The sequence below is a fragment of the Mesorhizobium sp. B2-3-13 genome (genome assembly GCF_006442195.1).
Lineage (GTDB): Bacteria > Pseudomonadota > Alphaproteobacteria > Rhizobiales > Rhizobiaceae > Mesorhizobium > Mesorhizobium salmacidum.
Genome location: NZ_VFVQ01000037.1, coordinates 19,901 through 36,540, shown reverse-complemented (window position 1 = coordinate 36,540; position 16,640 = coordinate 19,901). Strand labels below are relative to the sequence as shown.

Annotated in this window: 15 protein-coding genes; 2 read left to right on the top strand and 13 right to left on the bottom strand. The window is 60.7% G+C overall.

The genetic code is table 11. The features are described 5' to 3' along the window. Nucleotides 1-55 precede the first annotated feature (55 nt). The 13 genes from FJ941_RS27990 to FJ941_RS27925 form a co-directional block, all read right to left on the bottom strand. Nucleotides 56-592 carry a class I SAM-dependent methyltransferase gene (locus FJ941_RS27990; protein WP_181170035.1) on the bottom strand — a complete coding sequence of 179 codons (537 nt, stop codon included), beginning with the start codon at nt 590-592 and terminating at the stop codon, nt 56-58. 168 nt (nt 593-760) lie between these two features. Beyond that, nucleotides 761-949: a hypothetical protein gene (locus FJ941_RS27985; RefSeq protein ID WP_140510738.1), complete on the bottom strand. Its 189-nt coding sequence runs from the start codon at nt 947-949 to the stop codon at nt 761-763. Between the two features lie 114 nt (nt 950-1,063). Further along, nucleotides 1,064-1,402, bottom strand: coding sequence for a hypothetical protein (locus tag FJ941_RS27980; protein WP_140510736.1), 339 nt, complete (start codon nt 1,400-1,402; stop codon nt 1,064-1,066). Nucleotides 1,403-1,428: 26 nt separating this feature from the next. Beyond that, nucleotides 1,429-1,632 carry a hypothetical protein gene (locus FJ941_RS27975; protein ID WP_140510735.1) on the bottom strand — a complete coding sequence of 68 codons (204 nt, stop codon included), beginning with the start codon at nt 1,630-1,632 and terminating at the stop codon, nt 1,429-1,431. Between the two features lie 1,767 nt (nt 1,633-3,399). Continuing rightward, nucleotides 3,400-4,224, bottom strand: coding sequence for a sugar-binding transcriptional regulator (locus FJ941_RS27965; protein ID WP_246672793.1), 825 nt, complete (start codon nt 4,222-4,224; stop codon nt 3,400-3,402). A gap of 267 nt (nt 4,225-4,491) precedes the next feature. Further along, entirely contained in the window at nt 4,492-5,547 is a 1,056-nt protein-coding gene (locus tag FJ941_RS27960) for a glycerol-3-phosphate dehydrogenase (RefSeq protein WP_140510729.1), read from the bottom strand. Beyond that, nucleotides 5,548-6,630 carry a sn-glycerol-3-phosphate ABC transporter ATP-binding protein UgpC gene (ugpC, locus tag FJ941_RS27955; protein WP_140510728.1) on the bottom strand — a complete coding sequence of 361 codons (1,083 nt, stop codon included), beginning with the start codon at nt 6,628-6,630 and terminating at the stop codon, nt 5,548-5,550. A 73-nt stretch (nt 6,631-6,703) separates the two neighbouring features. After that, nucleotides 6,704-8,029, bottom strand: coding sequence for an iron-containing alcohol dehydrogenase (locus FJ941_RS27950; protein WP_140510726.1), 1,326 nt, complete (start codon nt 8,027-8,029; stop codon nt 6,704-6,706). Continuing rightward, a complete protein-coding gene (locus tag FJ941_RS27945) occupies nt 8,022-9,551 on the bottom strand; it encodes an FGGY-family carbohydrate kinase (protein ID WP_246674051.1) in 1,530 nt (509 codons plus the stop codon). Before FJ941_RS27945 ends, FJ941_RS27950 begins: the two co-directional genes overlap by 8 nt. A 69-nt stretch (nt 9,552-9,620) precedes the next feature. After that, nucleotides 9,621-11,150: an extracellular solute-binding protein gene (locus tag FJ941_RS27940; protein ID WP_140510724.1), complete on the bottom strand. Its 1,530-nt coding sequence runs from the start codon at nt 11,148-11,150 to the stop codon at nt 9,621-9,623. 45 nt (nt 11,151-11,195) lie between these two features. Continuing rightward, on the bottom strand, nt 11,196-12,095 hold the full coding sequence (locus FJ941_RS27935; protein WP_027146061.1) for a carbohydrate ABC transporter permease: 900 nt from the start codon (nt 12,093-12,095) through the stop codon (nt 11,196-11,198). Further along, on the bottom strand, nt 12,095-13,006 hold the full coding sequence (locus tag FJ941_RS27930; RefSeq protein ID WP_246672794.1) for a sugar ABC transporter permease: 912 nt from the start codon (nt 13,004-13,006) through the stop codon (nt 12,095-12,097). The genes FJ941_RS27935 and FJ941_RS27930 overlap by 1 nt, the downstream gene beginning before the upstream one ends. A gap of 390 nt (nt 13,007-13,396) precedes the next feature. Then, a complete protein-coding gene (locus FJ941_RS27925; RefSeq protein ID WP_140510722.1) occupies nt 13,397-14,443 on the bottom strand; it encodes an NAD(P)-dependent alcohol dehydrogenase in 1,047 nt (348 codons plus the stop codon). A 397-nt stretch (nt 14,444-14,840) separates the two neighbouring features. Between FJ941_RS27925 and FJ941_RS27920 the strand changes: the two genes are divergently transcribed. Continuing rightward, nucleotides 14,841-16,127 carry an SDR family oxidoreductase gene (locus FJ941_RS27920; RefSeq protein ID WP_140510720.1) on the top strand — a complete coding sequence of 429 codons (1,287 nt, stop codon included), beginning with the start codon at nt 14,841-14,843 and terminating at the stop codon, nt 16,125-16,127. After that, on the top strand, nt 16,127-16,603 hold the full coding sequence (locus FJ941_RS27915; protein ID WP_140510719.1) for a DUF2269 domain-containing protein: 477 nt from the start codon (nt 16,127-16,129) through the stop codon (nt 16,601-16,603). Before FJ941_RS27920 ends, FJ941_RS27915 begins: the two co-directional genes overlap by 1 nt. Nucleotides 16,604-16,640 lie beyond the last annotated feature (37 nt).

The following is a 16,640-nucleotide window of genomic DNA, read 5'->3' as shown; positions in this document are numbered from 1 at the left end:
TCCAAAACCCCTTCGGGCCAAAAGTGTTACCCATGTCTCCGGTATAAACCGTAACCTATGTGTCCGGAACGGACCCGGCCCATGCCGTCTCCGAGTTCGGTTTTCGAACCTCCGTCTCGCTGAACCCCACACCTTGCAGAGCAGCTGTGATCTCGTCCGGCTCACGTGGGGTGAAGATATCTGCTGGCATGTTCATCCGGTCCATATGCGCCTTGGGAAGGAAGCCCAAAACGATTCGCCCGCCGGGCCTGAGAACTCGTGCCAACTCAGCAGATCCGGCTTTCAGGCCTTGCCAGAAGTATACTGTGTGGACGCTGAGGGCTTTGTCGAATGTCGCATCCGGCAAGGGCAGCTTTTCAACCGCGCCGACGTGAAACTCTGCTCGTCCGTCGCGCACCGCATCGGCAAACCGGCGAGCGGCAGCGATCACCACATCGCGGGAGCGATCAACACCGCACACGAATGACGCGTCAGGGAGAAGGCGCTGCACTGCTGCGCCGCCGCCGAATCCGACTTCCAGCACTCGATCTCTCGGAACCAGCTGTAATTGATCGAGAGCGAAGTTGTTCAGCCGGGCGTTGCCCCGGTTCATACCAGCTCGGACGAGCCAGCCGGCGATACCAGCCGGCCAGGAAAGCTGCTTTGCTATGAACCTTGGCGCCATCTTATTCCCAACCCTGCCGATCATAGGGCGGTTCGCCGGCTGTGAGCAACCATTCTGTCGTTGAGCCGCTGGCTCCGGCCGGCGGCCTTTTGCGTTTCAGGAGCCTTTGACGACTTCGGGCTTCAGCCGCTCATGCCTCGGCTTCTCGTGCCACATCACCTGACGCAGATCGCGCATGTCGACCGGCTGTCCGCAGATCTTGCACTTATAGAAATGGTCGCCCTGCTCGGAGGGCTCGTGCGGGTTGCCCTTAATGGGCGGTCCAAGGTCTGAAGGCTTCGTCATGCGGCCAGCAACATCCCGCCATGGCAAAAGTTCCGGAAACTATTTTAGCTCAAGCTGATTGAATCACTGTACAGCAATTCCCGGGGGGGGGGGCGACATGCCATCAGGTTGAGGTCATGGCCAGCGGATCGGGGGTGTCTTCGAGCATGTCGGCTTGTCCACCAGCGGCGCCTTTCTGGTCGGCGGCTTGTAGGCATTCACCAGCCTGGCGACAGCGGCATCGACGGTCACGGGAATGCCCAGGTTGACCGTTACGCGGTTTTTGTCGAATAGGTGCGTAACGTTGCCGATCAACTCGATCTGCTGCCCCTTCTGCACGTTTGTTGATGTGTCGACGACCGAATGCGGCTGCCCATAAGACGGGATGGAAACGCTCACCCGGTCCTCTGTAACCCGCCGCCGAACGGTCGCGGTGATGGCGACCTCATCGCCGATGTTGATGCCCTTGGCCATAGCCGTGAGTCTAGACGGCGGCGAGCTTAGGCGCCGGCCTGCACCTTCATCAGCTGCTCTCTGGCTTCAGCGATCCGTCTTTGCGCGTCTCGTACGGTGTCACAGAGGGTGATGTCGATGCCCACGCCATATCGCTTGTCCAACATCCGTTCGACACGTGTGAGTTCGGATTCAGCTTGGTTTACACGCAGCCTGGCCTTGGCAAGCTCCATCTCGAAAATTTCAACCATTGTTTTGCGCCCGTTGCGGCCCCTTCAATTAGGAAATCGTCATATTCCGCTTTGGTTCCGGTGCCGGCGAGCGGGAGCATTCCGGGGAAACAAATGTTAGTCCAGCCATGACCCAGGCTGATCCCTCAACCGATCCCTGATAGCATCCTTATCGTCGCTGCACGTTTGCAGGCGGCGCTCGACAAGCGAGCGGCCGCGATATCGCAAGGCCTCCCTGCAGATACAAGGAAGACGATTAACGTTTGTAAGTGACTCACGAGGCCGGCGCACGACGGTTGGTGGTGTGTGTTGGGGAACACCCATGATGTCGGACAAAGGGAATGGCGGTGGCCCGTTCGAGGCCACAATGGTCGCGATCATGGCATTCGCGGCACTCGGAATTGCCGTGATCTCCGGGACAGCAGCGTTCTGGCCTGGGTAGCGCGGTGTCAAGGCAAGCAGAGTCTTGTCGGCTCGGCGCTATGGAGCAAGAGGTTGCCTGAAGGACGCCGAGCCTAACCGGCGAGATTAGCGGGGGCCGCGTCGTCTCGCCGGCTAGCTAAGGGTTTATGCGCGCTTTAAGGCAGCTCGCACAAAGCATCCGAACGAACTAAGGGGTCACCCGATCGGCGGTGACAGGCAATTTCGTTGCTGCATCACCGACCGCTGTTCTGGCGAGGTTCCTTAGAGGGGCTGACGTTGATCCCTAATTGGGTGCCGTTTGATCCCAGCGCCTCCTGTATTCTAGCGGAACCTAATATGCGCCGGATGCTTATGGAAAAATGAGCACACGCGGCGCCAATTTCCTCAATCGGTGGATGGCAGAGCATCTGCCGGATGCGGTGACCGACGACCCGGCCGCGTCTCGCCGCGATCGACCTGGCGCTCTGTTTCCGTCGGCACCGTGCGTCGTCGCGGCGCAGGAAGCTCTCGCTGACGTAGCGATGTTTGCGACGGACTTGGACACGCCAGGAGCCGGACGAGAGTTTTGTGTAGGTGGCCATTTTTTGTGTGCGCTCCATGTGCACTGAGAGATCGAAACGTGGCGAAAAGGGTCGTATTCTGGCGTAAATTCGTGTGCACTCGGCAGGTTCTGGCCGCGGCTATTCGCGTGACGTTAGCGAGATTGCGAGGATCAGGAGCGTGTTCGACGGCAGGATTTCGATACCCGCCATGCCCGGCCGGCACCAGTCCACGGGAGGCGCCAGAGTGGCACAATGTGTCATGACGGGCTTCGCCAGCCCGCTGCGCCCCCAACAGGGCACAGTGGAGAACCTGTGAGCGTCGGGTTGTGTCGGGCCAAGAGCCGACACCAGGCCGAGCTTGCAGGACGGTGCAAAGCGCTTTATAGAGCGCGCGGCCGATTGAGGGCGGCCACCCGTTTTCAGAGGTCGCCCCATGTCCGATAACTTCTCGCGTCTAACCGCCTTTCTCGCCGTTGTGCTAGCCCTCCTTTGTGCTGGTTTCCAGTTCCACAACGGCCACGCCATTCCCACGCTCTACTTCATGGTCGGCGCAATCCTGGTGACGGCGTTCACTCACCTGAACGTTCGCAGAGGACTGATTTAGCGATCATGCGATAATTTCGCGCCAGTTGCCTTTTCAGTGAAAACGCTTTGAGCGTAACATCCAACGGGATCGGTGCGCTGGCTGGTAGGCGATGCAGGGATTGATCCTGCGACCACTGCATAAGAAGCGTGGTCCTGGCTTTGTCCTGGCCCGTTGCAGCCGCGCGCAAGGCGCTGTTTCACTCGATCTTTGCCAACCGATGCTGAAGGCCCGTCTACGCTAGGGCTTTTCTGCAAGGATCGCCGCGGCGGTCTGCTCGTCCGTGATCAAAACATCGACGACACCGAGACGCAGCACCGCGCGCAGCACCGGAACCTTGTCGAGGCCACCGGAGGGCAAGATGACGGTGTCGATGTCGCGCAGGCTTTCAGGAGCGAGGCCTATCACACGATGGTTGAGCGGGTGATTGACGAGCTGTCCATCGGCATCGATCCAGTGGCCGCAAATATCGCCGACGGCGCCTGCCTGGTGCAGCGATATGAGATCGTCCTCGCCTATCAGCCCGATCCGAAAAATGGTGGCGTCCTTGTGCACCGCACCGACCGAGACGAAAGCGGCATCGACGTCGCGGGCATGGGTGAAGGCGTCTTCCAGGATCGACTGGCGCATCAGCAGATCGCGCGTGGCCTCGGTATCGGTGAACACCGGTGCGGCGATGTAGAAACATTCCGCGTCGTAAAGCGCAGCGAGCCGCGACGCCATCTCATAGATGTTGATCGCCGACCCGCGCGTCAGTCCGCCGAGCAAGGAAACGACGGACATCCCTTTGACCGGACGTACGGTCACCGACCGGAGGCTGAGTTGGAGCGTGCGACCCCATCCCACGCCCACCGATATCCCGTCGCGGATCCTGAGCGACAGGGCTTGCCCGGCGGCGGCTGCGATGACTTGGGGTAGCAGAGCAGGATCGGGCGGTGTCGGAACCACGATTGGATCCGAGACGCCGTAGCTATGACGCAACCGGTTCTCCAGCTCAATGCAGTTCGCCACCTTCGAATTGATGCGGATCTGAACTATCCCCCGCTCGCGGGCCTGCGCCAGCATTCGGTTGACGCGAAGGCGAGTTAGGCCAAGGGACTTGGCGATTTGGGCTTGCGTGAGGTCTCCGACATAAGCCAGCCAGGCGGCGCGGACGAGGAGCCCTTCCTCACGATCGGTCGAGACGGAGCTGGTTACGGCGTGGCGGCCATCACGTTTTTTTCGGGGTGGTTTCTCCATCACAACATTCTGTCCACTGCGCGCGCTACGAACGGCTCGGCGGCGCCGTGTCCGAATCGATTTGAAGCGTTGGTTGACTTTCTGGCATCGTCCTTAGCACCGGTGATAGCGGTCGAAGGACAAGCCCAGCGGGGCATCATGGCAAATCGCGTCGATGATGGCAGCCGTCAGCGGCAGGTGATCGCCCGGAAGTAAACCTTGCGCCATCATTTTCTCCAATGTTTGGCCAAGATCCAGCGCCAGTTGCGCGCCCTCGACCGTGTCCGAGCTCATATATTCCCGCTTGGCTACGGAATAAGGCAAGCCGCGGCCAAGCAAGCGTCCCATGCGGCCGTTGCGGCCGGCTTGGCAGGTCACATAAAGATCACCGGAGCCAGCCAGTCCCTGCACTGTTTCGATTCTTCCGCCCAGGGCTTCGACCAAAATGGCCATCTCGGCGAGCGATTGCGAAAAAAGGGACGAGGCAAGGTTGTGCATGAGGGCACCATTTGGCGCCTTGTGGTCGCGCTCCAGCAGTCCGATCGGAGCGCCAACCGCCAGCGTGTAGAAATTCTTGAAAGCGGCGCAGATCTCGACACCGACGAGATCGGACGACGGTCGCATGTGATAGAAGGGAGCTCGCAGAATGTGGGACGCCGCAGCAATCCGGTCCGGATCGTGCCCGGCCACAATCACTGAGGTATCACGCTGTGCCGCCAGCTCGCCGGCAATGCAGGGTCCGCCGACAGCCATCACTGGGATCGTCAAGGCGGTGCGCCGTTCAATCTCGCGAGCGAGCAGATGTGGCAGGATTTCAATGCCTGCGTCGCTCGCGGCGAGGCCTTTTGTGATCATGAGTATCGGCACTGGCGACTCGATGCTCTCAGCAATGCGGTCGATCGCCCAGGGAACGCCGGCCGACGAGACGCCGAGTACAAGCAGATCGGGTCCCTCCTTGATCGCTGCCCCGAAGTCAGTCCAGGAACAGGCGGTTACTGCGCCAGGTAGAGTGATGTTGAGGCGCGGATGATGACCTGTGCCCGCCACGGAGCCAATGATTTCCTCATCGAGATGGGTGCCAACGAGAGTGATGCGGTTACCCGCGTGAGCGGCCGGAAGGGTCATGGCAGAGCCCATGACGCCGGCGCCGAGGATGACGATCCGCGCCATTCAATTGCTCTCCTTGTCCAGTCTTTTGCCGCTGTCTTGATCGAACAGGTGGATTCGGTCAGGCGTCGGCTCCAGATGGATCATGGCTCCGGGAGAGAGTTCCATGCGATCATGCAGCACCGAGCAGATCGTGCTGTCGCCCATGCTTGCAAAGATATGAATCTCGGGGCCGGTCGGCTCCACAACGTTGACCGTCGTCGGGATGCCGCTCCCGTTGGCCACCGGTCGAAGATGTTCGGGGCGAATACCATAGATCACCTTCTGCCCGGGCCGGACCGCAGCCTTCGGCGGCAGCGGGAGAGATAGCTTGTCTGTCCGCACCACCCAGGCATCGCGCTCGGGCGCCACCTCGCCATGGAACAAATTCATTGCAGGCGAGCCGATGAACGAGGCGACAAAGAGATTTGCGGGGTGATCGTAGACATCGAGCGGCCGCCCGATCTGCTCGACGTGGCCGTCGCGCATGATGACGATGATATCGGCCATGGTCATAGCCTCGATCTGGTCGTGCGTGACATAGACGGTGGTGGTCTTCAACCGCTGATGGAGTTCCTTGATTTCCGTCCGCATCTGCACGCGCAGTTTGGCGTCGAGGTTGGACAGCGGCTCGTCAAACAGGAATACGGTTGGATCGCGCACGATGGCGCGGCCCATGGCAACGCGCTGCCGCTGGCCGCCCGAAAGCTGGCGGGGATAGCGTTCGAGGTAGGGAGTGAGGTTGAGGATCGACGCCGCCCATCCCACCTTCTGATTGATTTCTTCCTTGGGGCGTTTCTTCAACTGCATGGAAAAGGCCATATTGTCGAAGACCGTCATGTGGGCGTAAAGCGCGTAATTCTGGAAGACCATCGCGATGTTGCGATCCTTGGGATGAAGAGTATTGACGACCTTGTCACCGATGGCGATCGCACCGGACGTGATTGGCTCTAGACCCGCTATCATGCGTAGCAGAGTGGACTTGCCGCACCCGGACGGCCCCAACAGCACGACGAACTGGCCATCTTCGATCGAAAGATCGAGCCCAGGGATCACTTCGACCGCGCCATACTCCTTCCTTATGTTGCTGATGGTGACAGAGGCCATAAATTGCGATCCCTTCGATTGCGCTTACCCTGTTGGCTTCGCCTTGCGACATGCCGGCGGCGATCAACACGGTTCACCATTCGCTCTCCAGGAACTCTTCAAGGAGCCCCGCATCGGCGGCCAGATTGACAAAGGACCAGCGGCCACGGATTTCTCGCGAATAGCGAATGGCGTCATGCCAAAGCTGTCGCGGTAGACCTAATTCTGCTCCGGTGAGCGGCCCTCCCGCAGCCTTGAGCGCCGCCTCCATGCGGGCAACCGGCGTTGCCATCGGACGAAGCTCCCGGCGCAGAACCGGCCAGATTTCCCAAAGTTTGCGATTGAAGGCTTCCGTCTGGCTGTGATCGAGTGCTGTCTTCTTCATCTCCGCAATGCAAAGTGGCCCAAGTTGCGCCCCATAGCGGGCCAGCATCGCGGTCTCATCGACAAGGGTCGGCCTTGCCTGCGGCGGCTCTTCCGTGTCCATCAGCCTGGCTTGCAGACGCGCCATGACCAGCGAGGCAACCCCAACCTGCTGACCGTGAGTGGTACCGGGATGATGCTCTCGCGCGAACATGTCGATCCAGTGGGAGATTTGGTGCTCTCCCATGGAGCCGGGATGGGAAACGCCGGCGAAGCAGACGCCCATCGAGCATAGCGTCAAGACTCGCTGGAGGTGCCCGACTGCGGTGATGTCATGCCTGGCAAGGCCAGACGCATGGGCCAGCATGGGTTCCTCATCGCCCGCCTGCAGCAAGTAGGGCACGTCGGAATAGTAGGTGCCGAACAGCCGATGCGAGGCCCACCAATCGATCTGCGCGGTGGAACGGCAAAGGCTGTCGCCAAGTCCGGCGGCGCTGAGCCAGGTCGGCGCTGCGGCCGAAATAGCAAGGTCCAGGAAGATGCCGCGCGGAGCGTGCGAGGGCAGCGAGATTTTGAGCCCTGACGCCAAGGTCACCGACGCTGTCGAGGCGCCATAGCCATTCATCGACGCTGCAGTGCCGAAGACGGCATAAGGCCGGTCGTCAAGGAAGGTTGCTTGCTTGCAGCTATCGTTGAGGACGCCCGATCCCACGGCCACGACCCCGTCGGCGTGCCGCGTTCTTTCCCTGATCATCTGGATCGTCGCCTCGTCGCAGGCGAGATCGTGAGGCAGCACGATTTCGTCGACATCGGCGATGGCACGCAGGGCCTTCGCAACGCGCCGACCCATCACTTCGAGGGTGTTGGCGTCCGACACGACAGCGATGCGGCTGCCCAGCGTCAGAGGCGCAACGAGATCCGCCTCGTGGCCCTCGGTTGTTTCCAGTAATTCGATCGTTTGGAACGGCAGGTCGGCGGCCGCGCCTGTGTTGGGATCCTTCCACTGTCCTGCGACAACATCCTCGATCAAGGCGTTCCAGTTGGTCGTTTCAGCCATGGTCAGCCTCCATGAAGGCCGCGAGCCGCCGGTTCCAAGCGGAAAGCGTTGGCCAAAGATCAGCGTGAATCGCAAGAAGTTCGGCATAGCGGCAGGCACGACCCACATCGGGTTCGAAGGACTTAGCTGGTTCTCTGGCCATCGTGAGCGACGCTTCTGCGATCGTGGAAAACCATCCGACCCCCTTTGCCGCTGCCATTGCCGCGCCGAGCGAGGAGGCTTCCACGGTCGTAGAACGTTTTATGGGACGGTTGAGTGCATCCGCCAGAATCTGCATCCACAGGTCGGACTTCGCTCCTCCGCCGATCGCGATGAAGCGGTCGATATTCTGAGCAGCGGCGGCAGCGGCCCGCTGACTTGTCGCGGCTTGGTGCAGCGCTATTCCTTCCAGCACGGCGCGATAGAGGTCGCCGCGGCGGCTCGAGCCGGAAAGGCCGGCAATTACGCCGCGGGCGGCGCTGTCCCAGTGCGGATCCATGACGCCCTGCCAATAGGGCAGGAGAATTATGCCGCCTGCGCCGATCGGGCTAACGGCGGCTTCGGCCTCAAGCGTCTCCAGGGGGCCGCTGGACCCACACAGATCGGCGCCGAGCATTTCACGCGTCATCCAGTCGACGAGAAAAGTGCCGGAGCGAAGGCACGTTTCGTAGATATATCCGTCTTCGGCGACCGCCGTCTCGGTGCGGAAGGCCGGGTCATGGACGTAGTCGATGCCGAAGCTGCCGGAGACGACCGCCGTGCCGAGGTTTATGTAGGCGCATCCCGCTTGTAACACGCCAGCGCCCGTGCCGGCGCATTGACCGTCGCCGCCGCCGGCGACGATCGGCGTGCCCTCCCGCAAGCCCGTCAGCATGGCGGCTTGCGGGGTCAATTGGCCCAAGATGGTGCCAGGCCGCGCCAGATCCAGCATCAGTCGCCGCGCGATCCCGGCCGCGTCCAATAGTTCGTTCGACCAGTCCATGGTTCGCATGTCGAGCACGCCCATCGGGTCTGCGGAGGCGGTCGACGTTATCCATCGGCCGCTCAAGCGAAAGACCAGGTAGCCGTGCACCTCGGCCATGCGCTGCACCTGGGTAAAGATTTCTGGCTGCTCCTCGCGAAACCAGATCATGCGATAGAGGCATGGGATGACGTCCAGCGGCTTGCCGGATATCGCATGGATGCGTGCCGCGCCGAAGAACTCGCCGAAACGGCGTGCCTTGTGGCGGGCACGCTCATCGAGCCAGAGCGTTGCGGGCCCGATCGCTTCCCCCTGCTCATCGAAAAGGCCGAAGCTTTCGCGCTGGTTGGAAATGGCAAGGCCGGCAATGCGTGCCGGCGAAACTGTTGCCGTCACGGTGCGGAGCGCTGTAACCGTCGAGGCCCACCAATCGGCCGGATCCTGCTCGAAATACCCGGAGCGAGGGTTGGACATTGCTATCGACGCACGGCCCTCCGCCACGGCGCGACCGTTGCGGTCCCAGGCAATCGCCTTGGTCGCCGAGGTCGAGGAATCAATGCCGATGACGAGATCCGGAACCATTGCCGCCATTTTGCCAAAGGGGCGAGGGCGGTCGAAACCGCCCGTCGCCGAAATCACTGGAGTATCCCGCTAAAGGCCGGCATCCTTGACCTTGCCGTCGACTATACCGGCAATGGCATCCAGGCATGCCTTGGCGTCGCCGCCAAAGTCCTGGCCCGTTAGCAGCTTGCCGAGCTCAACCGGGATGTCATTGTTCGACAAATCTGCCCAAATCGGCATGTCCGGCTCCGATCCCATTTGGTTGTCGATGGTGTATTTGATCGCGTCGAAATGGCGTGTGGTGCCCGGTCCAACAACGGCTTTCGCCTTGACCCGAGGGTCGGTGAAGGAGGAATTGCGCATCGGCGAGGCGCCGCCGCCCAGCGTCGACACCCGTGCCATCACGTCCTTCGAGCAGACCCACTGCATGAACAGCCATGCTGCTTCCTTGTTCTTGGAATACTGCGACAGCGAGATCGTGGAACCGCCCTGGTGGCCGACGGCCGGGATTTCATTGAAGCCGCAATCGGCGACGGCGCGACGGCCGGGGACCTCCTTGGGCGCCGGCAGAGCCTCGAACAGTCCTTTGACCTTGGAATCGTTGGCATCGAAGCCGGGGAAATCCTCGCCCCAGGTGATTGCCATGGCGGCCTGTCCCTGTGTCAGGGCCTGTCCCTGACCATCCCAGGTCCATGTCGTCGCGGAGGGCGGCGAGTTCTTGACCAGCTCCTGGTAGAATTTTAGCCCGGCCACCCCGCGCTCGTCGTTGCCGACAAACTTCTTGTCCTTGTTGAAGATCGAGCCGCCATGCCCCCACAGTGCGAAGGTCCAGTCGCATTCGAGCGAATAGTGTCCGGACTTGGCCTGGCAGGCGGTGCCAAAGATGCCATTGCCCTTTTCTGCCTCTGTGAGAGCCTGCACGGCCTTGAGATAGGCGTCGAGGTCTGTCGGCAACGCGATATTGTGTTTGTCGAAAAGGTCTTTCCGATACATCAGGATGAAGATCGGGATATCGAAGGGAATTCCGCATTGTTTGCCGTTATACATAGCGATGCCATCGACAAGCGGCTTGGAGAAATCGTCCCAGTCGAAGTTTGGCATCGCCAGTTCTTTGTTCTGGCCGTAGTATTCGCGCGGATCGATGACATCCTGAGCAAACGTCGCCATCCAGGACTGGTCGAGATAGTAGACGTCATAGGTGCCCAGCTGGCCCTGTACGTCCTGCGTAGCCTTGGCGAGAACCTGTTCCAGCGGGACGATCTCGACCTCGACCTCAATGCCGGTCGCCTTGGTGAACTCACCCGCGACGAGCTGGTTGGCGACGATCGTTGGCGGCGTCGCTTCCGAAGTGTAACGGATTTTCGTGCCGGCATAGGGTTTGCCGACATCGGCCAGCCACTTCAGCATATCCGTGTCCTGGGCGCGGGCTTCTTCGACCCCCAGGCCCAGCCCGGCTCGATTGGAGCGGCCGCCGCCCAGCATGGCCAAGCCAAAGGCAGAAAAGCCAACGCCAGCCAGCGCCATCTTCCTCATGAAGTCGCGTTTGGTCATTCGGTTCGCCGTAAAGTCATTGCAGGTATCGGCGACGAATGTCTTCTTGTCGTGATCTCTGAAGCTCATGATCATTCCTCCTTTGCGATTTGTTTAATTCTTCTCGTTCGGGCCTCACTCCTTCAGCGATCCGAGGGTGAGGCCCCGGACCAGATGCCGTTGAACCAGTAGGATAAAGATGAAGCTGGGTATGATCGCGGACGTGCCAAGTGCTGTGATGTAGCCCCACTCGGTCGCGGTCGAGGTGACAAAAGTCGAAATCTTCACCGGCACAGTGCGGATCGACGTTGTCAGGAACAGAGAGAGCAGGAACTCGGTCCATGAAAAGATGAAACACAGCACAGCTGTCGCGGCGATGCCACCTTTGACCATGGGAACGACCACACGTCGAAACGTCTGCCAGCGCGTAGCGCCGTCAATCAGTGCCGCCTCGTCGACCTCGCGCGGGACATCGTCGAAGAACGACTTCAAAAGCAAGACGGCCAGCGGCAGGTTGATCAAACTGTGAACGAGGATCAGCCCCGTATAGGTGTCGCGCAAGCCGAGATCCCGGAACATGAAAACGACCGGTATGACGATCGCGATTGGCGGCATGAAGCGCTGCGAGAGGATCCAAAAAAGGAAAGACTGCTGGCCACTGAACTGCATTCGTGACAGACAATACGCGGCCAGTGTCGCCAGCAACAGGGTCAGTGCCGTCGAGCCGACAGCTATGATCGCGCTGTCGAGAAGCGACTGGCGGGAATCGTAGGAACTGGCGCCCCCCTTGATCACCCCCGCCGCCTCGCCGCCCTGTTCCATGCCTATGTCGACGCGCGAGACGCCAAGCAGCGTCACGCGGTAATTGTCCGGCGTCGGCGTGAAACCGGTGTAGACCGGTCCGCTGCGGTCGAAGATCGCGGAGTAGGGTTTGACGGAGGACAGAGCCCACCAGGCGATCGGGAACATGAAGATCGCCACCACCAACACGGCGAGCACGTCGCGGGTGATCATCTGGACGCGGGACGGCTCCATCAGAACCTCACCTTGAAAAGCCTGACAAAGACGTTCGACACGGCGATCAGCACAACCAGCACAATCAGCGACAGGGTCGCGGCGTAGGGGAAGTCTCCGGTGAAGTAGATACGGCCGGCATAGAATGAAAGCGTTTCGGTAGCCGTGCCTGGCCCGCCGGCAGTGATGATGTAGACGTAGTCATAGATGCGGAAGAGATCGACGCCCCGGATCAGTACCGCGACCGCTATCACCTTGCGCAGCATCGGCAGTGTAAGCCGCAAGAATGTCTGGATGCCGTTGGCCCCGTCGATCGCTGCGGCTTCGAAAGGTTCTTTCGGCAGCGCGCGCAGGCCTGCCAGGATGATGAGCACCATGAAGGGCGTCCACTGCCATATGTCTGCCAGCAGGATCGCCAGCAATGCGGTAACCGGCTGCGTCAGGATCGGCTGCGCCGGCGAGATCAGGTCGAGGGCGTAGAGGTAGAACGACAGGACACCGAAAGAGCCGTCCTGCATCAGCAAGAACATCATTCCTGTCACGGCAGGCGGCACTACCAGCGGCAGCGTCATCAGCGCCCGAAGTATCCCATAGCCCTTGCGATCGGTATCAAGCAGAAGCGCAATGAGGATGCCGAGTGCAAGCTGAACGGCCAGTGCGACGAAGGTGTAAATCAGCGTCGTTTCCAAAGAGTGCCACATACGCGTATCCGAAAATGCGCGCGCCCATTGGTGCACTCCGGCGAAATCAAGCTGCCGGGAAACGACATTGCGTTTGTGAAACGACAGCCAGACCGAATAGGCGAGAGGATAGATGCCGAAAACCAGAAGCATCACCGTGATTGGCGCGAGCCAGGGAAAAGGATGCTCGGCCGTCATGAACCGGGGTAGGGCCCAGCTGGACCTCTCCTGCGTGAAGGTTGCCGTGCTCACGGGCAAATCTCCGCTTGGTGAGAGAGATGCATTGGCCTTTCTCCCTATCGGCCAGATCGTGCAAACTTGAACTTTTGTAAGTTGGTTGTGCCTTTTGTTAAGGCAGCGTGGGGGACGCGTGTTGACTTGTCAAGTCAGATCCATGTCGGCGGGCGCTGCCCTCGCACGCCCTCCGTCACAGCCGGACATGGATTGTTTTCTGGAACGCGACGGAAGCAGGAGACCGTCTGCATCGGGGTCATCGCTGCGTTGAGCCAGTTGCAACTGCGATCACCGACATGGTGGTGATCGCAATGGAGACGGGGAACTACCAATAGTCGACCAGTTCACCAGGCATGGACGCATCAAGGAGAGTGGAGGCGGGCCAAATCTGTTAGCCCGGTGCTCGCCTTAATCCGGCAGTCTGATCTGCAGCTTCACGTCCGACGGCCGGCCTTCGACCGCGCGGTCGAAAGCCGCGATGGAGTCTTCGAAGGGAAAGGTTGCCGAAATCAGTGGCTTGAGGTCGACCCTACTCGATGCCATCAGCGCGATCGCCCTGTCATATTGGTGGGCATAGCGGAAGACGGTCTCGATGCGGATTTCCTTGGTCGAGGCCGTAGCGATGTCGAACGCCACCGGCGCCACCGGTAGGCCGACCACCACCACGGCGCCGCCGGGTCGCGGCAGGTCCAGCAACGTCTCCCATGCTTTGGGCGACCCGGAGCATTCGAAGACGACGTCGGCGCCCCAGCCGGCGGTCAGGCGTTTCACCTCCGCCCCTAGGTTCTTGTCGCGGATGTTGACCGGGACCACACCCTTGAAGCTTTTGGCGATGTCGAGCTTGGGTTGAGCGAGGTCTGCGACGATGGCGCGGGCACAGCCGCCGGCAAGGGCGGCAATCGCCACCATCGTGCCGATCGGCCCTGCCCCAAGCACCACCGCTGTGTCACCCGGCGCGATCTTGGCCTTGGCCGCAGCCTGCATGCCGACGGCGAAGGGCTCGACCATGGCGCCCTCGGCGAAGCTGACATTGTCGGGCAATTTGAAGGTGTAGTTGCCGGGGTGAACGACATGGGCTGTCAATACGCCATGAATCGGCGGCGTCGCCCAGAACCTGACCGCCGGGTCGATGTTGTAGAGGCCGAGCCGGCTCGCCCGCGAATTGGGATCCGGGATGCCTGGTTCCATGCAGACGCGGTCGCCGATCTTCAGATGCTCGACGCCTTCGCCTGTTTCCACGATGGTGCCAGCGGCTTCGTGGCCCAAGACCATCGGCGCTTGGACCACGAACGGGCCGATGCGCCCATGGGTGTAGTAATGCACGTCGGACCCACAGACACCTACCGTATCGATCTTGATACGAACCTCGCCCGGACCCACTGTCTGCGGCAGATCGATATCACGCAGCTTGAGTTGTTGCTGACGTTCAAGGACAAGGGCGCGAACTTTCGTCATCGACGTAATCTCCTCTAGCCAATTGCCCCTCTCGCCTAGGACCGGCTGCCGCCCTGGTCGAACAGCCAAGCCATGGCTGGTTGGATATGGACCGCCGTTGGCAATCTATCGGACTGTGCTGGTCAGCGTCGATATGGACAAGCGAAGAAGCCTTCCACGGTTCTGCGATCGTGTATGCCCGGCTGGTCGACCACTCCTTGCAGGCGCTACCCAATTTTCCGGCGGAACTGAACGCAAGAGACGTTGTTGGTTAGCAGCGGGGTTGCGGTTGCGCCAAAAGTGAGGAAATCTTGGAACACTCCTTCGAGTTTCGAACGACCCTGATAGCCGCCCCCTCGTCGGTTCAGCCACCAAGCAATGCGCATTGCGGCCTGATCTCCATGCCAGGTTTCATGCGATGAAAGTCTTGGTAGCGGGCGCAACTGGTCTCATTGGTGCTGCGGTATGCGCGCGGCTTAGCAAGGAAGGACACGAGGTCTATCGTGTTGTTCGGCCCAACGGATCGCGCTGTTTTTCAGAGAGCCGCGAGATTGTGTTGGACGTCGCGAAGGCCTTGGATCCCGCAGACTGGCATCGCCATTTGTCAGGTGTCGATGCCGTCGTCAACTGCGTCGGCGTCCTGCAAAAAGGGCTGCATGATAGCCCACGCGCGGTTCACCAGAGCGCGGCAGCGGCGTTGTTCAAGGCATGTGCGCAAACGGGGGTCACGAAGGTCATCCATTTCTCTGCAATTGGGGTGGACCGCCTACAGCTCTCCCCGTTTTCGTCCAGCAAGCTAGCGGGGGATGAAGCGCTAACGGCCCTTGATCTTGACTGGGTCATACTGCGGCCCGCTGTCGTACTCGGACGACCCGCCTATGGAGCGAGCGCACTGTTTCGCGGGTTGGCCGCTTTACCACTTCTCCCGGTGATGCCAAATACCGGGCGCCTCCAGGTCGTCCAACTCGAAGACGTCGTGTCCACGGTCGAATTTTTTCTGCGCCCCGACAGTCCTTCCCGTGTGGCGGTGGAACTGGCCGGGCCCGAGGCACTCTTGATGAGCGAGGTCATCGACCATTATCGTCGCTGGTTCGGCTGGAGAAAAGCTCGAGAATTTGTCATTCCGGGCGGAGCTTCCAGGGTGCTCTACCGCTTGGGCGATCTGGCAGGCGCGCTCGGATGGCGGCCACCGATGCGGACCAACGCCGCGAAGGAGATCACGCGAGGTGCGACGGGCGACCCTCAGCCGTGGATGAGGATGACCGGGATCCAGCCGTCGAGCCTGTCGAGCACACTTGCGACCAACCCCGCGACGGTACAGGAACAATGGTTTGCTCGCCTTTATTTCGTCAAGCCAGCGATTTTCGTCGTGCTTCCTTTTTTCTGGATTATGACTGGTATCATCGCGCTTACCACCGGGTGGCGTAGCGGTGTCGAACTTCTGAGCAATACGGCAGTCAGCGCACTGGCCGAGCCGACAGTGGTGGCCGGCGCGCTTGCCGACATTGCGGTGGGCACGCTGATTGCCTGGCGATCAACTGCCCGGCTGGGACTTTGGGCAGCGATCGGGATCTCGTTGTTCTATGGGGTTTCGGGCACGATCTTGCGTCCGGGACTTTGGAACGAGCCGCTCGGTCCGCTGATGAAGATCCTGCCAATCCTCGTCGTGCACTTCGTCGCGCTAGCGATCCTGGCGGAGCGCTGATGGTCTATTTCCTGCTGAAGTTCCTCCACATCATCGGGGCCGCCATCCTACTCGGCACGGGCGCTGGTATTGCCTTCTTCATGCTGCTCGCGCACCGGACAGGCAATGCTGCGACGATTGCCGCAGTAGCCCGGATCGTCGTCATTGCGGATTTCGTGTTCACGGCCACGGCCGTTGTCGCGCAGCCTGTGACGGGCGTCGCGCTTGCCTGGCAAGCCGGCTATTCGCTTTGGGAGGGCTGGATTGCCCTGTCGATTCTGCTCTACATCGCCACCGGCCTGTTCTGGCTTCCAGTCGTCTGGATGCAAGTAACGATGCGCAATCTGGCGTCAGAGGCAGCAGCATCCGACGAGCCTCCACCTGAGCGCTACGGTCGACTGTTCCGGCTGTGGTTTATCTTCGGCTTCCCAGCATTCGCAGCCGTGACCGCGATATTCTGGCTGATGATTACGCGACCCGTCATCGAATGGATCTGACTTATCATTTGGGCGCGAACGCGGCCTGGTGTTCCTC